We start from the raw sequence: 17,911 nt of genomic DNA on the forward strand, positions 1-17,911 counted from the left end.
CCATCTATTTAAAAATCACTATTCTTATTTCTCGTCAAAAAATAATTATATCATATGAGTTGAATGGATTCGGCTTTATTCGACAGAAAAAATTCTCCAGTTTAGTAAAATAATTTTCTTTCTTAACAAGAATAAGGGCCGTGGTAACGGCCCCTATCATAAATTAAAGGGTGCGAAGCAATGATGTAATTTTATCCAGAAGTTCATCTTTATGCACTTCGAAAACTTCACTTGTTTTGCGAACTTTTACTTCAATAATGCCTTCTGTTGCTTTTTTTCCGACAGTTAAACGGATCGGCAAACCTATTAGATCAGAATCGGCGAATTTTACCCCTGGCCGTTCTTGGCGATCATCATACAATACTTCAAAGCGATTACTTTGTAATTCCTGGTATAGTGTTTCCGAAAGTTCACGTTGAATTGAATCTTTGATATTGACTGCGATTAAATGAAGTTGATATGGAGCAATATTTGCCGGCCAAACTATGCCTTTATCGTCATTGCCCTGTTCTGCAATAGCGGCTACCGTCCTCGAAACACCAATTCCATAGCAGCCCATAATCATGTGCTGCGATCTTCCATTTTCGTCAAGATAAACTGCATCCATTGCCTCACTATAGCGGGTTCCAAGCTTAAATACATGCCCCACTTCAATTCCTTTTGCAAACGCAATCGTACCTTCACCGTCTGGAGATGGATCCCCTTCTTGAATAAAGCGGAGATCCGCGAACCTGCTCACTTCAAAGTCGCGGCTAGGATTTACGTTGATATAATGATAGTCTTCTTCATTTGCCCCACATACTCCATTGACAATGAAATCTACAGCATGATCCGCAACTACTTCTACATTCTTAACCCCAATCGGACCAAGTGAACCGACCGTGCACGATAGTATTTCTTTCGTTTCTTCATGACTGGCTAATTCGACTGTGCCAGCTTCAAAAAGGTTTTTTAGTTTTATATCGTTCACCTCATGATCACCTCGAACTAGAACAAGCACAAATTGGTCATCAATCTTAAACAGCAGTGATTTAATACATGTTTCAGCCGATACATTTAGGAATTTTGAAACATCTGCAATCGATTTTTGGTTATTTGTTTCGACTCTTTCTAATGGCTCAGGCGACGCTTCACTACGCTTGTAGTTGATATTTACTGGCGCCATTTCAATATTAGCTGCATAGGTGGATGTATCAGAATACGCAATCGTGTCCTCACCAACATCAGACAATACCATAAATTCATGTGTATCTTTGCCACCCATTGCACCTGAATCAGCTATAACTGCGCGGAAGTTCAAACCACAGCGGCTAAATATATTGGAATAGGCTTGAAAAAGCTTTTGATAGACAGCGTCGAGGCTATCGTTTGAGGAATGAAAGGAATATGCATCCTTCATTACAAATTCCCGACCGCGTAGAAGCCCAAAACGAGGCCGCTTTTCATCGCGAAATTTTGTTTGAATTTGATATAAAGTCAGTGGCAGTCGTTTATACGATTTCACCTCATCACGAACCAAGCCGGTGATAACTTCCTCATGGGTGGCACCGAGTGCAAATTCACGATTATGTCGATCGTTTAATCTCATTAATTCAGGACCATATGTATACCAACGACCTGATTCTTGCCATAGTTCCGCTTGCTGTAAGGCAGGCATCAGTAATTCAACTGCCCCAGCATTGTCCATTTCTTCGCGAACTATTGTTTCAACTTTTTGAAGAACTCGTTTGCCAAGTGGCAAAAAGCTATAGATTCCACTAGCATTTTGGCGGATATACCCAGCTTTAAGTAATAATTGATGGCTCTTTATGTCTGCGTCTGCAGGGACTTCCCTTAAAGTAGGAATTAACGTTTGACTTTGTTTCATTTAAGGCACCTCTTTACTTCATTTTCTCCAAAATGAGACCCCCGTTAAATTTTAACAGGGGCTTTTATAATCCTTATTACAAGAAAAATCTTTGAATATCATTCCACGTTACAACAAGCATGAGCAACATTAGGAGGGCAAATCCAATAAAATGAACCATCCCTTCCTTTTGACGGTCAATCGGCTTGCCTCTGACAGCTTCAACAGCAAAAAACATCAATCTTCCGCCATCAAGAGCAGGAATTGGCAATAAGTTCATAATTCCTAAGTTAATGCTTAATATCCCGGCCCATTTCATTAAATAAAAAATACCTGATTTAGCAACAGAATCAGTTGCTTGATAAATCCCAACCGGACCAGATAAAGCATCAATTGAAAATTGCCCTGTTACTAATTTACCTACCATCACAAAAATTTGTTTAGTCCAGAAATAGGTTTCTGTGAATCCAGCTTTAATCGCTTGAATAGGTGATTTCTCAACAGGACTATAGACACCGATAAGCCCGATTTTTTTACCTTCTACCGTTTTTTCAATTGGGGTTACAGTGATATCTAACTCCTTATTGTCACGGCGAATAGAAAAATCAAGTTTTTCATTTGGGTTTTTGCGAATGACCTCCACAACATCAGACCAGCTTGATATTTCTGAACCATTGATTGTCTGAATTAAGTCACCTTTTTTTAGACCTGCAGCCATTGCTGCCCCATCCGGAGTTATTTCACCTAGTTTAGGTTCATTCGTAGGAACACCCTGTATAAAAGCAATAATAATAAATACAATGAATGCAAGCACAAAATTCATCATCGGACCAGCAAATATCGCCATGGTCCTTTGGGCTAAGGTTTTTGAACCAAATTGACGATCAATTGGAGCTAACTGTGATTCGACCCCATTTTCAACAATGACTGCTTTTGGGTCAATGATAAAGGTTTTTAATTCTTCATCATCATCGTCAGGGAATCCTTTAATGATTAAATCCTTTTCAATATCAGCATATTCCACTTCAACAATCCGACAATTTGGAAACTTTTCTTTATTATTTAAGATGATTTTATTAACTTTTTCATCCTTATCAAACAACAAGCCAACTCGATATCCAGGCTTGATTTCAATCATCTCTGGGTCTTCACCAGCCATACGGACAAATCCGCCAATTGGCAGTAAGCGAATGGTATAGGTTGTCTCCCCTTTTTTATGAGAAAATACCTTTGGACCAAAACCTATTGCAAACTCACGGCATAAAATACCTGCCCTTTTTGCGAAAATCAAATGACCTAATTCATGGAAGAATACAAGTGCGCCAAAAATCACAATAAAGGCAATAACTGTAGTCAAAATAAAACCACCTTTTTTTATAGGAGTGAACGTACATACTCTCTTGTTTCTTTATCTATCTCTTGGATTGCTGCCAGACTAGGGTGAGCTACGGTTTGGTGAGCGGTTAATGCCATTTCAATCAAATCTTCAATTTGTAAGAAATGAATTTTTCCGTCTAGAAATGCTGCCACAGCCACTTCATTAGCAGCATTTAATACTGTAGGCATCGATCCCCCTTTTTTTCCTGCCTCATAAGCAAAACCAAGACAGCGGAATCTTGCAACATCCATCTCCTGAAAATGCAAACTTCCGATATTTGCTAAATTCAAACGCTTTGAGGTAGGCAATTCTAGGCGATCTGGATAGGTTAGTGCATATTGAATCGGCACTCTCATATCTGGTGTACCTAGTTGAGCAATAATACTGCTATCATGGAATTCAACCATTGAATGGATGATGCTTTCTTTATGAAGCAATACATCAATTTTTTCATACGGCATATCAAAAAGCCAGTGTGCCTCAATCACTTCCAAACCCTTGTTCATCATTGATGCGGAATCAATAGTGATTTTGGCTCCCATCGACCAATTCGGATGGTTTAATGCTTGTTCAACAGTCACATTTTTCAATTCTTGCCTGGTAAGATCCCGAAAACTTCCGCCAGAAGCTGTCAGGATTAATCTTTCAATATTTTTTTCTTTCTCCCCCTGCAAGGCTTGAAAAATGGCAGAATGCTCACTATCGACTGGAAGGAGTGGAACATTATTTCTTTTTGCAGCATCCATTACTAAATGACCTGCTGTAACAAGGGTTTCCTTATTAGCAATTGCAATGACTTTCCCACATTCAATGGCTTGCAGCGTCGGGTTTAAACCCACACTACCGAGAACGGCATTGACAAGGATATCAGCTTTTTCATAAACCGCAGTCTCAATTAGTCCTTCCTGACCAAATGTAAACTTAATTGTAGGAAATTCTGCTTTTAATGTATTACAGTCTTGATAGTCTTGTACAGAAACAAGCTCCGGTTGAAACTCAACTATCATCTTTCGAGCTAAATCGATGTTTTTACCAACTGAAATGGCTGCCACACTAAATTCAGCGGGATGTTCACGAACAATATCTAACGTTTGGGTGCCAATTGATCCTGTTGCACCCAATAAACTAATTTTTTTCAATTAGAGTCAACTCCTAAATGTAAAGCGCATGCGTTTTAGATCCAAAGGTGAAACAGATGCAGCAAGGGCCAAACAAATAATAGGCTGTCAAATCGATCAAGGATACCTCCATGGCCTGGAAGAATAGTACCAGAATCTTTGACATTAAAATGACGCTTAAAAGCGGATTCGACTAAATCACCGATTTGTCCAAAAACAGAAAGAACCACGGTAATGCCCATTAATGTTAAAAGGCCAACGTTTATGTTAGAAAAGATTGTAAAGAGTACACCGACTAGAACAGCACAGACGATTCCGCCAATTGAACCTTCCACCGTTTTATTGGGACTAATTTCCGGCCAAAGCTTTGTCTTTCCTAGTGCCTTTCCAATAAAATATGCACCTGAATCTGTAGCCCAGATCATAAACAAGGAATACAAGATAAAGACGAGGCCGCCTTCTTGTCTTGTTTCATAAAAAAAGTAAAAACCAATTCCTACATAAATCGCAGAGAGGATTGAAAATGAAACATCTTCAAATGTAAATTGATTCTTTGTTATCACTGTAAAGGTTAATAACAATAGAATTAACGCAATACAAATTTCGATTTTTGAATAATAAAATGAATCTATTATGTGATGATACTCTTCCGGGAAGAGCAGCACCCATAGAAATAGAACTGATAATACACCATTTACCGAAAAAATATTAAGTTTTTTCATTTTCAATAATTCATACAAACCTATCGTCGCTAAAAAGTAAGTTAGCAATACCATTGGAAATCCACCATAGTAAACGATTGGCAAAAAAAGTGCAGCTGCGATGACTCCTGTTATAATTCTTTGCTTCATATATTTTCAACACCTTTTTTGTACTAAATACCACCAAACCGACGCTGCCGTTTTTGGTATGTTTCAATTGCTTCAAGTAAATGTTCTTCACTAAAATCTGGCCATAACACATCTGTAAACCAAAACTCTGAGTATGCTAACTGCCAAAGCATAAAGTTACTTAGGCGGATTTCTCCACTAGTACGGATTAATAGGTCCGGGTCAGAAAAGTTGCCGGTCATTAAATAGGAAGAAAAAACTTTTTCGTCAAGGTCTGTCTCTTTTAGTTTACCACTTTTGCTATCATTTAAGACTTTCTTAACAGCATCAAGTATTTCCGCTCTACTCCCATAATTTAAAGCAAAGTTTAGGACTAACCCATCGTTATTTTTAGTATCCTCGATCGCTTTTTCGATTGCACGCATTGTATGTACGGGAAGTTGATCTTTATAGCCCATCATTCTCACCTGTACATTTTCTGCAATCAAATCCGGAAGAAATGTACCTAAAAACTCATCTGGAAGACTCATTATAAATTCGACTTCATTCTTTGGTCGTTTCCAATTTTCAGTCGAGAATGCATATAACGTTAACGTTTTTATCCCAAGTTCATTTGCTAATTTCGTTGTTTTGCGGACTACTTTCATACCTTCGTGATGACCAGCAATCCTAGGTAATGCCCGTTTCTTAGCCCAACGCCCGTTTCCATCCATAATAATCGCCACATGTTCAGGAACAGGCAATTTTTTTATTTCATCTATTTTATTTCGGAGTGTGGAAGAGGTATTTCGGTTCTTCCCAAGCCTCATTTTATTAAACATGACATTGCTCCTCTAATTAATTAATCATTTCCTCCGAAAATAAATCATCTATCAATTCCATTGAAGCGTGTGATGTTATGTAATGGACATTTCGGGGTAGCATGTTTTTATCTTACCAAAAAAGCATTAAGATATCTCTATAAATTAACTTATGTAAAATAGCAGGAATTAAGAATTATATTGAGACAACTTTCAAAATCCCTCAAAAAATCTAATATTTACTAATAAAAATAGTGAAAAACCCCCTATACAGAGGGTTCATTAATTCATTATACTTCCATAATTTCTTTTTCTTTATCTTTAGTGATTTGGTCAATTTTACTAATGTATTCATCAGTTATCTTTTGAATATCATCAGAATGCCCGCGAAGACTGTCTTCGGTAATCTCACCATTCTTTTCTAACTTTTTCAAATCGTCGTTACCGTCTCGACGGATATTACGGATTGCTACTTTCGCTTCTTCTGAATACTTTTTAACCAACTTAACTAATTCTTTCCGGCGCTCCTCAGTCAATTGTGGGATCGCAAGTCGGATTACCATTCCATCATTAGTTGGATTTAATCCCAAATCGGATTTGAGAATGGCTTTTTCAATATCACCAAGAACGGATTTATCATATGGTTGAATGACAATTAGTCTAGCTTCAGGTGTTGTAATTCCAGCCATTTGATTGACAGGAGTAGGTGCACCATAATAATCGATGGTAATTCTATCCAGCAACGATGCGCTTGCTCTTCCGGCACGGATACTTGCAAGCTCACGTGAATAAGACTGAATCGCCTTTGTCATACGATCTTTAATGGTAGAAATGACCTGTTTCGGCATTAATGTTTCCCCCTAACAATTGTTCCTATTTTTTCACCCATAACGGCTCGTTTAATATTCCCCTGTTCCATAATTGAGAAAACAATCAATGGAATATCATTGTCCATACATAAAGAGGAAGCAGTAGAATCCATGACCGCTAATCCTTCTTTAAGAACATCAAGGAAAGAAAGATCTTCATATTTGGTAGCATTCGCATCTAACCGAGGGTCAGCAGAGTATACACCATCAACATTATTTTTCGCCATCAATATTACTTCGGCATCAATTTCCGCTGCTCGTAATGCAGCCGTTGTATCAGTTGAGAAATATGGATTCCCCGTACCAGCCGCAAAAATGACTACCCGTTTTTTTTCTAAGTGCCTAATCGCACGACGTCTAATATATGGCTCTGCCACTTGGCGCATTTCAATCGACGTTTGCACTCGCGATTCAATACCCAAATGTTCCAAGCTATCTTGTAAAGCTAAAGAATTCATTACGGTTGCAAGCATTCCCATATAATCGGCAGTTGCCCGATCCATACCCATTTCACTGCCAATTTTACCACGCCAAATGTTACCGCCGCCAACCACGACAGCAACTTCTACACCAAGTTCTGCTATTTCTTTCACTTGAATAGCAATCGATTTAATCACTGAAGGTTTAATTCCAAAGCTCGATTCACCTGCAAGTGCTTCACCGCTCAACTTTAATACTACGCGTTTGTACTTAGGACCGCTCATATAAACCTCCATTTTATGTATTTATTTCTTTTTAAAAAAGGGAACACACAGTGTCCCCTATTTAATAACTATTTCAGTAATATTCCCTAAAAGAATATTTGCCGATTATTTTTTAATTTGATTCATAACTTCTTCTGCAAAGTTATCTTCACGTTTTTCGATACCTTCTCCTACTTCGTAACGAACGAATTCACGGATTGTAGCACCTTTAGATTCAACAAATTGACGTACCTTTTGATCAGGGTTTTTAACAAAAGTTTGGTCAAGAACACAAACATCTTCGAAATATTTTCCAAGGCGGCCTTCAACCATTTTTTCAACGATTTTTGCTGGCTTGCCTTCGTTTAGTGCTTGTTGTGTTAATACTTGACGCTCATGCTCAACTTCTTCTTGTGATACTTGGTCACGAGATACATATTTTGGCTTAAGTGCAGCAATATGCATTGAAACATCTTTCGCAGCGTCTGCATCTGTTGTACCTTCAAGAACAGATAACACAGAAATACGGCCACCCATGTGAATGTACGCACCAAATGCATCGTTGTCTGTTTTTGATAAGATTGCAAAACGACGAAGAGTTAATTTTTCACCAATCTTAGCAATAGCAGCATTGATATGGTCTGCTACAGTAGCACCGTTTTCCATTGTTTGTGCTGATGCTTCTTCAACAGTCGATGGCTTTTTGCTTAAAAGATGTGCAGCTAATTCTTTTACAAGCGCTTGGAAAGCTTCGTTTTTCGCAACAAAGTCAGTCTCAGAGTTCACTTCTAGGATAACTGCATCGTTACCTTCAGTTACAACATAAGTTAATCCTTCTGCAGCAATACGGTCACCTTTTTTAGCAGCAGATGCAATCCCTTTTTCACGTAAGAAGTCGATTGCTTTGTCCATATCACCATCAGTTTCCGTTAATGCTTTTTTACAATCCAACATACCTGCACCAGTTTTTTCACGTAATTCTTTTACCATTTGAGCAGTAATTGCCATAATGTAAATTCCTCCTTTATTTTACTATGTATCCATATCTTAGCCAATGACAGCTAATATAAAACTTTCTAGAAAAAACCTTCTTAAAAAAAGGTGATAAAGGGTCTCCCTCTTATCACCTTTTCATTTAATCACTTAAATTAAGCTTGAACCTGAACTTCTTCACCTTGTTTTGCTTCAAGGATAGCATCAGCCATTTTACCAGTTAAAAGCTTAACCGCACGGATCGCATCATCATTCGCTGGGATAACAACATCGATTTCGTCTGGATCGCAGTTTGTATCAACGATACCAACGATAGGAATGTTTAATTTCTTAGCTTCCGCAACAGCGATACGCTCTTTACGAGGGTCGATGATGAATAATGCATCTGGAAGTTGTTTCATGTCTTTAATTCCGCCTAGGAATTTTTCAAGACGCTCTTGTTCTTTCTTTAATTGTACTACTTCTTTCTTAGGTAGTACTTCGAAAGTACCGTCTTCAGACATTCTTTCAATATCTTTTAAGCGGCCAATACGCTTTTGAATTGTTTCAAAGTTTGTTAGTGTACCACCTAACCAACGTTGGTTAACATAGTACATACCAGAACGGCCCGCTTCTTCTTTAACAGAATCTTGAGCTTGTTTCTTTGTACCAACAAAAAGAACTGTTCCGCCGTTACCAGCAAGTTCCTTAACCCAGTTATAAGCTTCTTCAACTTTTTTAACTGTTTTTTGTAGGTCGATGATATAGATACCGTTACGTTCAGTGAAGATATATTTCTTCATTTTAGGGTTCCAACGGCGTGTTTGGTGTCCAAAGTGTACACCAGCTTCAAGCAATTGCTTCATAGAAATTACTGACATGATTTTTCCTCCTAATGGTTTGTTTTCCTCCGCTCACCTCATCTTTAAACAGAAACTGTCGAAACAGCACCATCTGTTTAAATCAATGAGCGTGTGTATTAACACCATGAAATAATATAGCATATGTAAAACTAACAATCAAGCATTACTTTATAAAAAAATGGCTGTGTTATAACTGAATGTTGATTTCCGCTCCAATCAACATAGTTAGAAAATCAATAATGAGCCTTAACAAAGCCAAAAATAAAATCCCCAGCGAAGCCAGGGATTCGTTATGATTAATTTGCTCTTAATTTATCCAATTCAATCAAAAACTTATCATTTAAAACTTTAATATACGTTCCTTTCATACCAAGGGAACGTGATTCAATTACTCCAGCACTCTCAAGTTTTCTTAGTGCGTTAACGATTACCGAACGAGTAATACCAACACGGTCAGCAATTTTAGAAGCAACCAATAAGCCCTCACGGCCATTAAGCTCTTCAAAAATATGCTCGATCGCTTCAAGTTCGCTATATGATAATGAACTAATCGCCATTTGAACAACCGCTTTACTTCTTGCTTCTTCTTCAATTTCTTCTGACTTTTCACGAAGAATTTCCATTCCGACAACTGTTGCACCATACTCTGCAAGGATTAAATCATCATCTTGGAATTTCGACTCTAATCTTGCAAGGATAAGTGTTCCAAGACGTTCCCCGCCACCAATAATAGGAACAATGGTTGTTAAACCGGTACGGAATAGGTCTCTGTTCTCAACAGGAAAGGCAGTATATTGGCTTTCAATATCAAGATTTGAAGAGGTTTCTTGGATATTAAATAACCCTAGTGTATATTCTTCAGGGAATTGACGATCCTCAAACATTTTTTTCATTCTTTCGTTTTCAATTTGTTGGTAAATTGAAAAACCAAGAAGTTTACCGCGACGGCTCACAATGTACACATTAGCTTCAATTGTTTCACTTAATGTCTCAGACATTTCTTTAAAGTTAACTGGTTTTCCAGCAGCCTTTTGCAATAATACGTTAATCCTTCTAGTTTTGGTAAGTAAATCCATCTGTTCTTCCTCCTAATTAACTATAACCATTATTAAATTTTATTCAATCACAAATTCTACATGTTAGGGTATTTAATAAATGAACATATCTCAAAAATCGAAAATCCAACGTTCATTTTTATAAGATAAACTGACTTAAATCTTTATTTTTCGAAATAGCACCGAGTTTATCATCTACGTACTGTGGTGTAATGGTTACTTTCTCCATCGAAATATCTGGTGCCTCAAAAGATAAATCTTCTAATAGCTTTTCTAGTATTGTATGAAGACGTCTTGCACCAATATTGTCTGTATTTTGATTCACTTCAAATGCAACTTCAGCAATTCTACGAATAGCATCGTCAGAAAATTCAATTTGTATACCTTCAGTTTCCAATAATGCTTGATATTGCTTAATAAGTGCATTATCAGGCTCGATTAAGATCCTGAAAAAGTCTTCAACTGTAAGCTTTGTTAATTCGACACGGATTGGGAAGCGTCCTTGAAGTTCTGGAATGAGATCCGAAGGTTTTGCCATATGAAATGCACCAGCCGCAATAAATAACACATGGTCCGTTTTTACGGAGCCATATTTCGTCACAACGGTCGAACCTTCAACTACAGGTAAAATATCTCTTTGTACACCTTCTCTTGACACATCTGCAGAAGATCCTCCAGAGTTTTTGCTTGCGATTTTATCAATCTCATCAATGAAAATGATTCCATTTTGTTCAGCGCGATAGATCGCTTCTGAAGATACTTCATCCATGTCAATTAGCTTAGATGCTTCTTCACTAGTTAACACTTTCCTAGCTTCACGAACCGTCAATTTTCGCTTCTTGCGTTTTTTGGGCATAAAGCTGCTAAGGGCATCCTGCATATTCATCCCCATTTGTTCAATTCCTGAGCCTTGAAGCATATCAAACATGGAAGGTGTTTGCTCTTCTACTTCCACGGTTACAATTTCATCCTCTAGCTCTCCTAATGCTAATTTTTCTTTGACGATTTTTCGTTTTTCAGTTATTGAATAATCTTCTTGCTGAGTTTCAGACTCAGTTGATGGGTTCCCGCCACCAAATAACATCTCAAGAGGATTTTTAAAGTTATTGGACTTTTTTGCTGACGGTACTAGTAAATCTACCAGCCTGCTGTTTGCATTCTCTTCTGCACGTTCCTTCACACTTTGCATTCGTTCCTCTTTCACTAAACGAACAGAAGTTTCGGCAAGATCTCTAACCATGGATTCAACATCTCGCCCAACATAGCCCACTTCCGTAAACTTGGTAGCTTCGACCTTGATAAAAGGAGCACCAACAATTTTAGCAATCCTTCTGGCAATTTCTGTTTTCCCCACGCCTGTTGGACCGATCATCAAGATGTTTTTAGGGATAATTTCATCTCTAAGTTTCTCATTTAACAATCCTCTTCTGTAACGATTCCTAAGGGCAACAGCCACTGCTTTCTTAGCATCCTTTTGGCCAATGATATATTGATCAAGTTTTTCAACAATCTGACGAGGGGTTAAATTAGTGGTTCTTCCCATGATATTTTAGTCTCCTTCCGTTATAGCTCTTCAACAATAATGTTGTGGTTCGTGTACACACATATTTCCGCTGCTATTTCTAAAGAAGCTTTCGCTATTTCCTTTGCAGATAAGTGGTCTCCTGCATATTTCTTTAAAGCACGACCTGCGGATAATGCATAGTTCCCCCCTGAGCCAATCGCAAGAATCCCATCGTCAGGTTCGATTACTTCTCCTGTTCCTGATACAAGCAGTAAATGTTCACGATTCATAACAATTAACATCGCTTCAAGCTTCCTGAGGACTTTATCGCTTCTCCACTCTTTGGCAAGCTCCACAGCAGCTCTTTGAAGGTTACCATTAAATTCTTCTAATTTGCCTTCAAAAAGTTCGAATAAGGTAAAGGCATCTGCAACAGAACCAGCAAAACCAGCGAGCACTTTTCCATTAAATATCTTTCTTACTTTTCTTGCTGTGTGCTTCATCACTACCGCATTACCAAATGTCACTTGTCCATCACCTGACATTGAATATTCACCATTATGATGGATTGCAAAAATCGTTGTCGCATGAAATTGGTTCATAAAGATATGCCTCCTTTTGGAGTGATTTCGATTACATTCCCGTGATAAATATGTAACATATAAAATTACCTCGGTATTATGATAACTGACTATGTTAACTGGAACATTTGATCGTTTATGCTAGCACTTCCTAGTAATGAATAGTTGACATCAATACTTATTTCACCGTTAAAAAAGGTATTTTACTGATTTCATGTTGATAATGTTCAATTGTATATTCTGAGGAATTAGTTCGTAATTGTAAATACCCATGAACTAACTTTACGAAAACATTCACATTTGTCATAATATTTATCACGCAAGGGCTACTAAATCGTAACATACTTCTAATGCCCTTGCAATAAACTTTACAAAACTTTCGCAAAGTTCTGAATTGTTTCTAACGCTCGATTTGCATGCTCTAAGTTCCTTTCTTGCTTTCCTTTAATTCTAACCGGCAGCTCAGGAAATAAACCAAAGTTTGCATTCATAGGTTGAAAATTCTTCGCGTTCGTTGTGGTTATATAACGAGCCATGCTTCCAATCGATGTCTCAGCAGGGAATTCCAGTGGTTCCAATCCTTGGGTTAATCGAGCAGCATTTATTCCTGCAATTAATCCGCTAGCAGCTGATTCAACGTACCCTTCTACGCCTGTCATTTGACCCGCAAAAAATAAATCGTCACGGTTGCGGAATTGATAGGTTGCTTTTAGCACCTTAGGAGAATTAATAAACGTATTTCGATGCATCACACCATAACGGATGATTTCCGCATTCTCTAAGCCTGGAATTAATTGGATTACTTCCTTTTGGGCCCCCCACTTTAAATGGGTTTGAAAACCAACAATATTAAATAACGTTCCAGCGGCATCATCTTGACGAAGCTGTACTACTGCAAAAGGTCTTTTTCCTGTTTTCGGATCTTCTAATCCAACGGGTTTTAACGGACCGAAAAGCATCGTTTTCTTTCCTCGTGACGCCATTACTTCAATTGGCATACACCCTTCGAAGAAAATTTCCTTTTCAAATTCTTTTACTGGAACGGTTTCAGCAGAAATTAGCGCCTCATAAAAACGATTAAATTCTTCTTCGGTCATTGGACAATTCAAGTAGGCTGCTTCCCCTTTATCATAGCGGGATTTTAAATACACTTTTTCCATGTCAATGCTATCTTTTTCAAGAATTGGTGCAGCAGCATCGTAAAAATAAAGATACTCCTCGCCAGTTAGTCCCTTAAGCTTTTCTGAAAGGTCCGGACTTGTCAGTGGTCCTGTCGCAATAATTGTGATACCCTCAGGAATTTCGGTAACTTCTTCATTAATAACTGTAACATTTTCATGGTTTTTTACCATTTCCGTTACTTTTGCAGCAAATTCATGGCGGTCAACTGCTAGGGCACCGCCGGCAGGAACAGAGCAAGCATCAGCAGCAGCGATGATGACGGAATCAAGCTTTCTCATTTCTTCTTTTAACACGCCTACTGCATTGGTTAATGTATTTGCACGCAAGGAATTACTGCACACTAATTCCGCAAATTTATCTGTATGATGGGCAGGGGTTTGCCTCACTGGTCTCATTTCATATAATCGTACCTTGATTCCGCGTTTCGCAATCTGCCAGGTTGCTTCGCTTCCTGCCAATCCAGCACCGATGACATTTATTGTTACTTCATTCATTTATTAACCTCCTAATATTAACCTTGGTTTATGTACATGTAAAAGAGTTCACATACCTATACATACTTTTCCCACATTTAAGTCCATCTTGCATTGTACTATACGAATGAAAAAGAAAAAAGTTTTAAGTAATACAGAAATGTTTTTAATTTGGGTAGTTTCTTAACAAGAATGATGCAAAATGAAAAGAGTGGACTTTGTCCACTCTCCCTTAGCTTTGCGGTTCTTCCTTGTAGTCACAATTAACACATTGAACTTGCACGCCTTTTTTTAATTTCTTTTCAACTAGCATGCCTTCACATTTCGGGCATTCCCTCGGAAGTGGTTTATCCCAGGAGATAAATTCACATTCAGGGTATTTGGTGCACCCGTAAAATAATCTCTTTTTCTTGCTTTTACGTTCAATGATTTGTCCTTCTTTGCAATTCGGGCAAGTTACCCCGATTTCCTTGACAATCGGTTTTGTATTCCGGCAATCTGGGAAATTGCTGCAAGCCATAAATTTTCCATAACGGCCCATTTTAAAGACCATAGGGCTGCCACAGTTCTCACAATCTTCCCCGGCAGGCTCATCTTTGATTTCAACAGATTGCATTTCTTCTTCAGCTTTTTTTAAATGAATTTCAAAATCTTGATAAAAGTCATCAATAATATTGACCCAAGGAACTTTTCCATCTTCGATATTATCTAAACCCTGTTCCATTTTGGCAGTAAATTCGACATCTAGAATATCTGGAAAAAACTCTAAAATCAACTCATCGATAATTTCACCAAGCTCGGTTGGAACAAATCTTTTATTATCGAGCGCTACATAGCCCCGCTTTTGAATTGTGTCAAGGGTTGGTGCATAGGTAGACGGGCGTCCAATGCCGAGTTCTTCAAGTGTTTTAACAAGTCTTGCCTCAGTGTATCTTGGAGGTGGTTGTGTAAAGTGCTGCTTCGGCTCGATGTCCTTCTTAAACACTTCATCTCCTTCTTTCAGGTCAGGAAGCATTTTGTCCTTATCATCGACATGATCGTCTGACCCTTCCACATAAAGCTTCATAAAACCAGGAAACTTAATTTTTGAGCCATTGGCACGGAATAGAACATTACCATTTTGTAAGTCTACGCTCATTGTATCCATTACTGCTTGTGCCATTTGACTCGCTAAAAATCGTTCCCAGATTAATTTATATAAGCGAAGTTGGTCTCTTGATAAAAATGCTTTTAAGCTATTTGGGTCACGTAATGTACTGGTCGGACGAATCGCTTCATGTGCATCTTGAGCATTCGATTGTTTCTTTTCTTTTCTTTGATCATCTTTTAAATATTCTTCCCCATATTCCGACCTGATGTAACTTGCAGCCTCTGCTTGGGCGACTTCAGAAATCCGAGTTGAATCTGTTCTCATATACGTAATAAGACCAACCGTTCCTTCTTTACCAAGCTCAATCCCTTCATATAACTGCTGCGCGAGCATCATCGTTTTCTTAGCCCGGAAGTTTAGTTTTCTAGCTGCTTCTTGTTGTAATGATGAAGTAATAAAAGGTGGTGCAGGGTTTCTTTTTCGTTCTTTTTTTGTAACCGACATGACTCTGAACTTATTATCATCCATTTGACTTAAGATGTTTTGGACATCTTGTTCGGATTTTAGTTCGAATTTTTCCTTGTCAGCTAATGAAAAGTATTGGGCACTAAAATGGTCTTTTCCTTTTAAAAATTCTCCATCAATCGTCCAATATTCTTCAGGAATAAAAGCTTTGATCTCATTTTCCCGATCTATAATTAGACGGACGGCAACAGATTGAACCCTGCCTGCACTCAACCCCTTCTTTACCTTTTTCCATAGAAGCGGACTGATATTATAACCTACAAGACGATCTAGAATTCTCCGTGCTTGCTGTGCATCGACTAAATCCATATTAATTGGACGTGGATGCTTAAACGATTCTTTAATTGCATCTTTTGTGATTTCATTAAAAACCACACGACAGTCTGAATGAATGTCGACTGATAAACTATGGGCCAAATGCCACGCAATCGCTTCCCCTTCGCGATCCGGGTCAGCTGCGAGATAGATTTTTTTGGCTTTTTTTGCCGCTGTTTTTAATTCTTTTAAAACAGGACCTTTTCCACGAATCGTAATATATTTTGGTTCATAGCTATTTTCTACATTGACCCCCATCTGGCTCCGTGGCAAATCGCGAATATGTCCCATTGATGCTTTTACTTTATATTTATTTCCTAAATATCGTTCAATCGTTTTCGCTTTTGCCGGCGATTCAACGATTACAAGAAAATCTGCCATTCAAATATCCTCCTTAAGAGGGAAAGTGTAGAAGCGCCCCGAATCCGGCAAAGGTCTGTTTCTAAGTTGCTTTTCATTTGAGAAGCTTTCCTATATACCAGTTTTACCTAAAAAGACCGGAGAAAATACTTTACAAAACTGCCCTATCCCAAAGTTTTTAGTTATATGTTATTTACAATATTATTTATTCCATTTGCAAATATTCTTTTTTTCGAACATCTGTTGGAAAATGTATAACAAATTAGAAAATATTGCAACCTTTTTAAGCTAATTTCTCCATTTATTCATAAAAACCTTTAAAATTAAATCATTTTCCTTAAAAATTTAGCTCTTTTAAACATGCCTGTTGATTTACGCTTTAGGCGATTCGCTTTCCACGGGAGGTCCGTCCGGGAGCCTACTCGGCGCTGAACGCCTGCGTGGTCTCCCTTGACTCTCTTTTCACGCAGGAGTTTCACTGTATCCGTTCCAAATCAACATAGCAGAAGAATCAACAATGAGCTTTAACATAGCCAAAAATTTATAGGTAAACTAGACTATTATTTAATTTCAACTAATATATCTTCAGCATCTTTCACTAACTTTGCGCCTTGTTGAATTAGTTCGTTTGCACCGATGGAATATGGATTAAAAATGCTGCCAGGTAAGGAAAAAACATCTCTTCCCTCATTAACAGCAAAATTTGCGGTAATCAAGGACCCGCTCTTTCGCTTTGCTTCTATTATAAGTGTTCCTTTTGACAGTCCGCTAATGATTCTATTTCTTGACGGAAAATGCCATCTAAGCGGTTTTGTATCGGGTGGGTACTCCGAAAGAACGAGCTGATTTTTCATCATTTCTAGTGCTAAGTTTAGATTTTCCTTTGGATAAATATGATAAAAACCACCAGCAATCACAGCAATTGTGTTTCCGCCATTTTTTATTGCATATTCATGGGCTAGTGCGTCAATGCCTCGAGCTAAACCACTTACAATCAGCACCCCATTGTCTATCAACTGTGGAAAAATCAAACGAATCGCATTTTTCCCATATTGGGTAGCCTGACGTGAACCAACAACTGCAAGTTTGGGATCTTTTTCAAGCAGTGAGAGGTCGCCCTTAGCAAACAACGCCCATGGTGGTTGATAAATTTCTTTTAACAATGGCGGATATTCTTTATCCATAATTGTGATCACGGTAATGTCATTGGTTTCGTATTGGCGGATTTGGTCACGAATGATGTCAGGATGCAGGGTAATGCTTGAAGGTTTTTTTGAAGGGTTACTGGAGGTACTTGGTGGAAATAAACTAGTTTGTTGTGGGAATTGGGCATGTAACTTATAAATGTTGTTCAGAGTTGGGTCTCTTTTTAGTATTTGTAATACAGTACTCCAAGAGATTTCTGGATAATGCAGCAAAGAAATAAGTTTTTCTTTAAAGTCGTCCATAAAAAAATTTCCTCCTTAT

15 protein-coding genes are annotated in these 17,911 nt (G+C 38.0%); all 15 read right to left on the reverse strand.

Translation table 11 applies throughout. The annotated features are described in order from the left end of the window. Positions 1-163: 163 nt before the first annotated feature. The 15 genes from KW850_RS00455 to dprA all read right to left on the reverse strand — a co-directional run bounded on the left by KW850_RS00455 (position 164) and on the right by dprA (position 17,892). Complete coding sequence (locus tag KW850_RS00455) at positions 164-1,867, reverse strand: proline--tRNA ligase (protein WP_218345625.1); 1,704 nt, start codon at positions 1,865-1,867, stop codon at positions 164-166. Positions 1,868-1,943: 76 nt separating this feature from the next. Further along, positions 1,944-3,203 (reverse strand): RIP metalloprotease RseP, encoded by a 1,260-nt coding sequence (gene rseP / locus KW850_RS00460; protein WP_218345626.1) that lies wholly within the window; start codon positions 3,201-3,203, stop codon positions 1,944-1,946. Between the two features lie 17 nt (positions 3,204-3,220). Further along, complete coding sequence (gene dxr / locus KW850_RS00465; protein WP_218345627.1) at positions 3,221-4,363, reverse strand: 1-deoxy-D-xylulose-5-phosphate reductoisomerase; 1,143 nt, start codon at positions 4,361-4,363, stop codon at positions 3,221-3,223. A 35-nt stretch (positions 4,364-4,398) separates the two neighbouring features. Beyond that, positions 4,399-5,193, reverse strand: a complete 795-nt coding sequence (locus tag KW850_RS00470) for a phosphatidate cytidylyltransferase (RefSeq protein WP_218345628.1) — start codon at positions 5,191-5,193, stop codon at positions 4,399-4,401. Between the two features lie 23 nt (positions 5,194-5,216). Next, complete coding sequence (locus KW850_RS00475) at positions 5,217-5,993, reverse strand: undecaprenyl pyrophosphate synthase (RefSeq protein ID WP_218345629.1); 777 nt, start codon at positions 5,991-5,993, stop codon at positions 5,217-5,219. A gap of 269 nt (positions 5,994-6,262) precedes the next feature. Beyond that, positions 6,263-6,820, reverse strand: coding sequence for a ribosome recycling factor (gene frr / locus KW850_RS00480; RefSeq protein ID WP_218345630.1), 558 nt, complete (start codon positions 6,818-6,820; stop codon positions 6,263-6,265). After that, positions 6,820-7,545: a UMP kinase gene (gene pyrH / locus KW850_RS00485; protein WP_168242772.1), complete on the reverse strand. Its 726-nt coding sequence runs from the start codon at positions 7,543-7,545 to the stop codon at positions 6,820-6,822. Before pyrH ends, frr begins: the two co-directional genes overlap by 1 nt. A 105-nt stretch (positions 7,546-7,650) precedes the next feature. Further along, positions 7,651-8,532 carry a translation elongation factor Ts gene (gene tsf / locus KW850_RS00490; RefSeq protein WP_218345631.1) on the reverse strand — a complete coding sequence of 294 codons (882 nt, stop codon included), beginning with the start codon at positions 8,530-8,532 and terminating at the stop codon, positions 7,651-7,653. A 140-nt stretch (positions 8,533-8,672) separates the two neighbouring features. Next, positions 8,673-9,377, reverse strand: a complete 705-nt coding sequence (gene rpsB, locus KW850_RS00495; protein WP_218345632.1) for a 30S ribosomal protein S2 — start codon at positions 9,375-9,377, stop codon at positions 8,673-8,675. Positions 9,378-9,655: 278 nt separating this feature from the next. Beyond that, the gene (codY, locus tag KW850_RS00500) at positions 9,656-10,435 is read right to left on the reverse strand and encodes a GTP-sensing pleiotropic transcriptional regulator CodY (RefSeq protein WP_218345633.1); all 780 of its coding nucleotides are present in this window, start codon (positions 10,433-10,435) and stop codon (positions 9,656-9,658) included. Positions 10,436-10,553: 118 nt separating this feature from the next. Beyond that, on the reverse strand, positions 10,554-11,957 hold the full coding sequence (gene hslU / locus KW850_RS00505; protein ID WP_218345634.1) for an ATP-dependent protease ATPase subunit HslU: 1,404 nt from the start codon (positions 11,955-11,957) through the stop codon (positions 10,554-10,556). A 20-nt stretch (positions 11,958-11,977) separates the two neighbouring features. Next, a complete protein-coding gene (gene hslV, locus KW850_RS00510) occupies positions 11,978-12,520 on the reverse strand; it encodes an ATP-dependent protease subunit HslV (protein ID WP_218345635.1) in 543 nt (180 codons plus the stop codon). A 347-nt stretch (positions 12,521-12,867) separates the two neighbouring features. Further along, complete coding sequence (gene trmFO / locus KW850_RS00515; protein WP_218345636.1) at positions 12,868-14,175, reverse strand: FADH(2)-oxidizing methylenetetrahydrofolate--tRNA-(uracil(54)-C(5))-methyltransferase TrmFO; 1,308 nt, start codon at positions 14,173-14,175, stop codon at positions 12,868-12,870. Between the two features lie 211 nt (positions 14,176-14,386). Continuing rightward, positions 14,387-16,465, reverse strand: a complete 2,079-nt coding sequence (gene topA / locus KW850_RS00520) for a type I DNA topoisomerase (protein WP_218345637.1) — start codon at positions 16,463-16,465, stop codon at positions 14,387-14,389. Positions 16,466-17,004: 539 nt separating this feature from the next. Then, positions 17,005-17,892, reverse strand: coding sequence for a DNA-processing protein DprA (gene dprA, locus KW850_RS00525; protein ID WP_218345638.1), 888 nt, complete (start codon positions 17,890-17,892; stop codon positions 17,005-17,007). Between the last annotated feature and the right edge of the window lie 19 nt (positions 17,893-17,911).

The sequence above is a fragment of the Bacillus sp. sid0103 genome (genome assembly GCF_019219025.1).

Bases quoted from the DNA above. Each gene is read 5' to 3' on its own strand.
- KW850_RS00455 (WP_218345625.1), bottom strand. From the start codon at position 1,867: ATGAAACAAAGTCAAACGTTAATTCCTACTTTAAGGGAAGTCCCTGCA.
- KW850_RS00470 (WP_218345628.1), bottom strand. From the start codon at position 5,193: ATGAAGCAAAGAATTATAACAGGAGTCATCGCAGCTGCACTTTTTTTG.
- KW850_RS00475 (WP_218345629.1), bottom strand. From the start codon at position 5,993: ATGTTTAATAAAATGAGGCTTGGGAAGAACCGAAATACCTCTTCCACA.
- frr (WP_218345630.1), bottom strand. From the start codon at position 6,820: ATGCCGAAACAGGTCATTTCTACCATTAAAGATCGTATGACAAAGGCG.
- pyrH (WP_168242772.1), bottom strand. From the start codon at position 7,545: ATGAGCGGTCCTAAGTACAAACGCGTAGTATTAAAGTTGAGCGGTGAA.
- tsf (WP_218345631.1), bottom strand. From the start codon at position 8,532: ATGGCAATTACTGCTCAAATGGTAAAAGAATTACGTGAAAAAACTGGT.
- rpsB (WP_218345632.1), bottom strand. From the start codon at position 9,377: ATGTCAGTAATTTCTATGAAGCAATTGCTTGAAGCTGGTGTACACTTT.
- codY (WP_218345633.1), bottom strand. From the start codon at position 10,435: ATGGATTTACTTACCAAAACTAGAAGGATTAACGTATTATTGCAAAAG.
- hslU (WP_218345634.1), bottom strand. From the start codon at position 11,957: ATGGGAAGAACCACTAATTTAACCCCTCGTCAGATTGTTGAAAAACTT.
- hslV (WP_218345635.1), bottom strand. From the start codon at position 12,520: ATGAACCAATTTCATGCGACAACGATTTTTGCAATCCATCATAATGGT.
- trmFO (WP_218345636.1), bottom strand. From the start codon at position 14,175: ATGAATGAAGTAACAATAAATGTCATCGGTGCTGGATTGGCAGGAAGC.
- topA (WP_218345637.1), bottom strand. From the start codon at position 16,465: ATGGCAGATTTTCTTGTAATCGTTGAATCGCCGGCAAAAGCGAAAACG.
- dprA (WP_218345638.1), bottom strand. From the start codon at position 17,892: ATGGACGACTTTAAAGAAAAACTTATTTCTTTGCTGCATTATCCAGAA.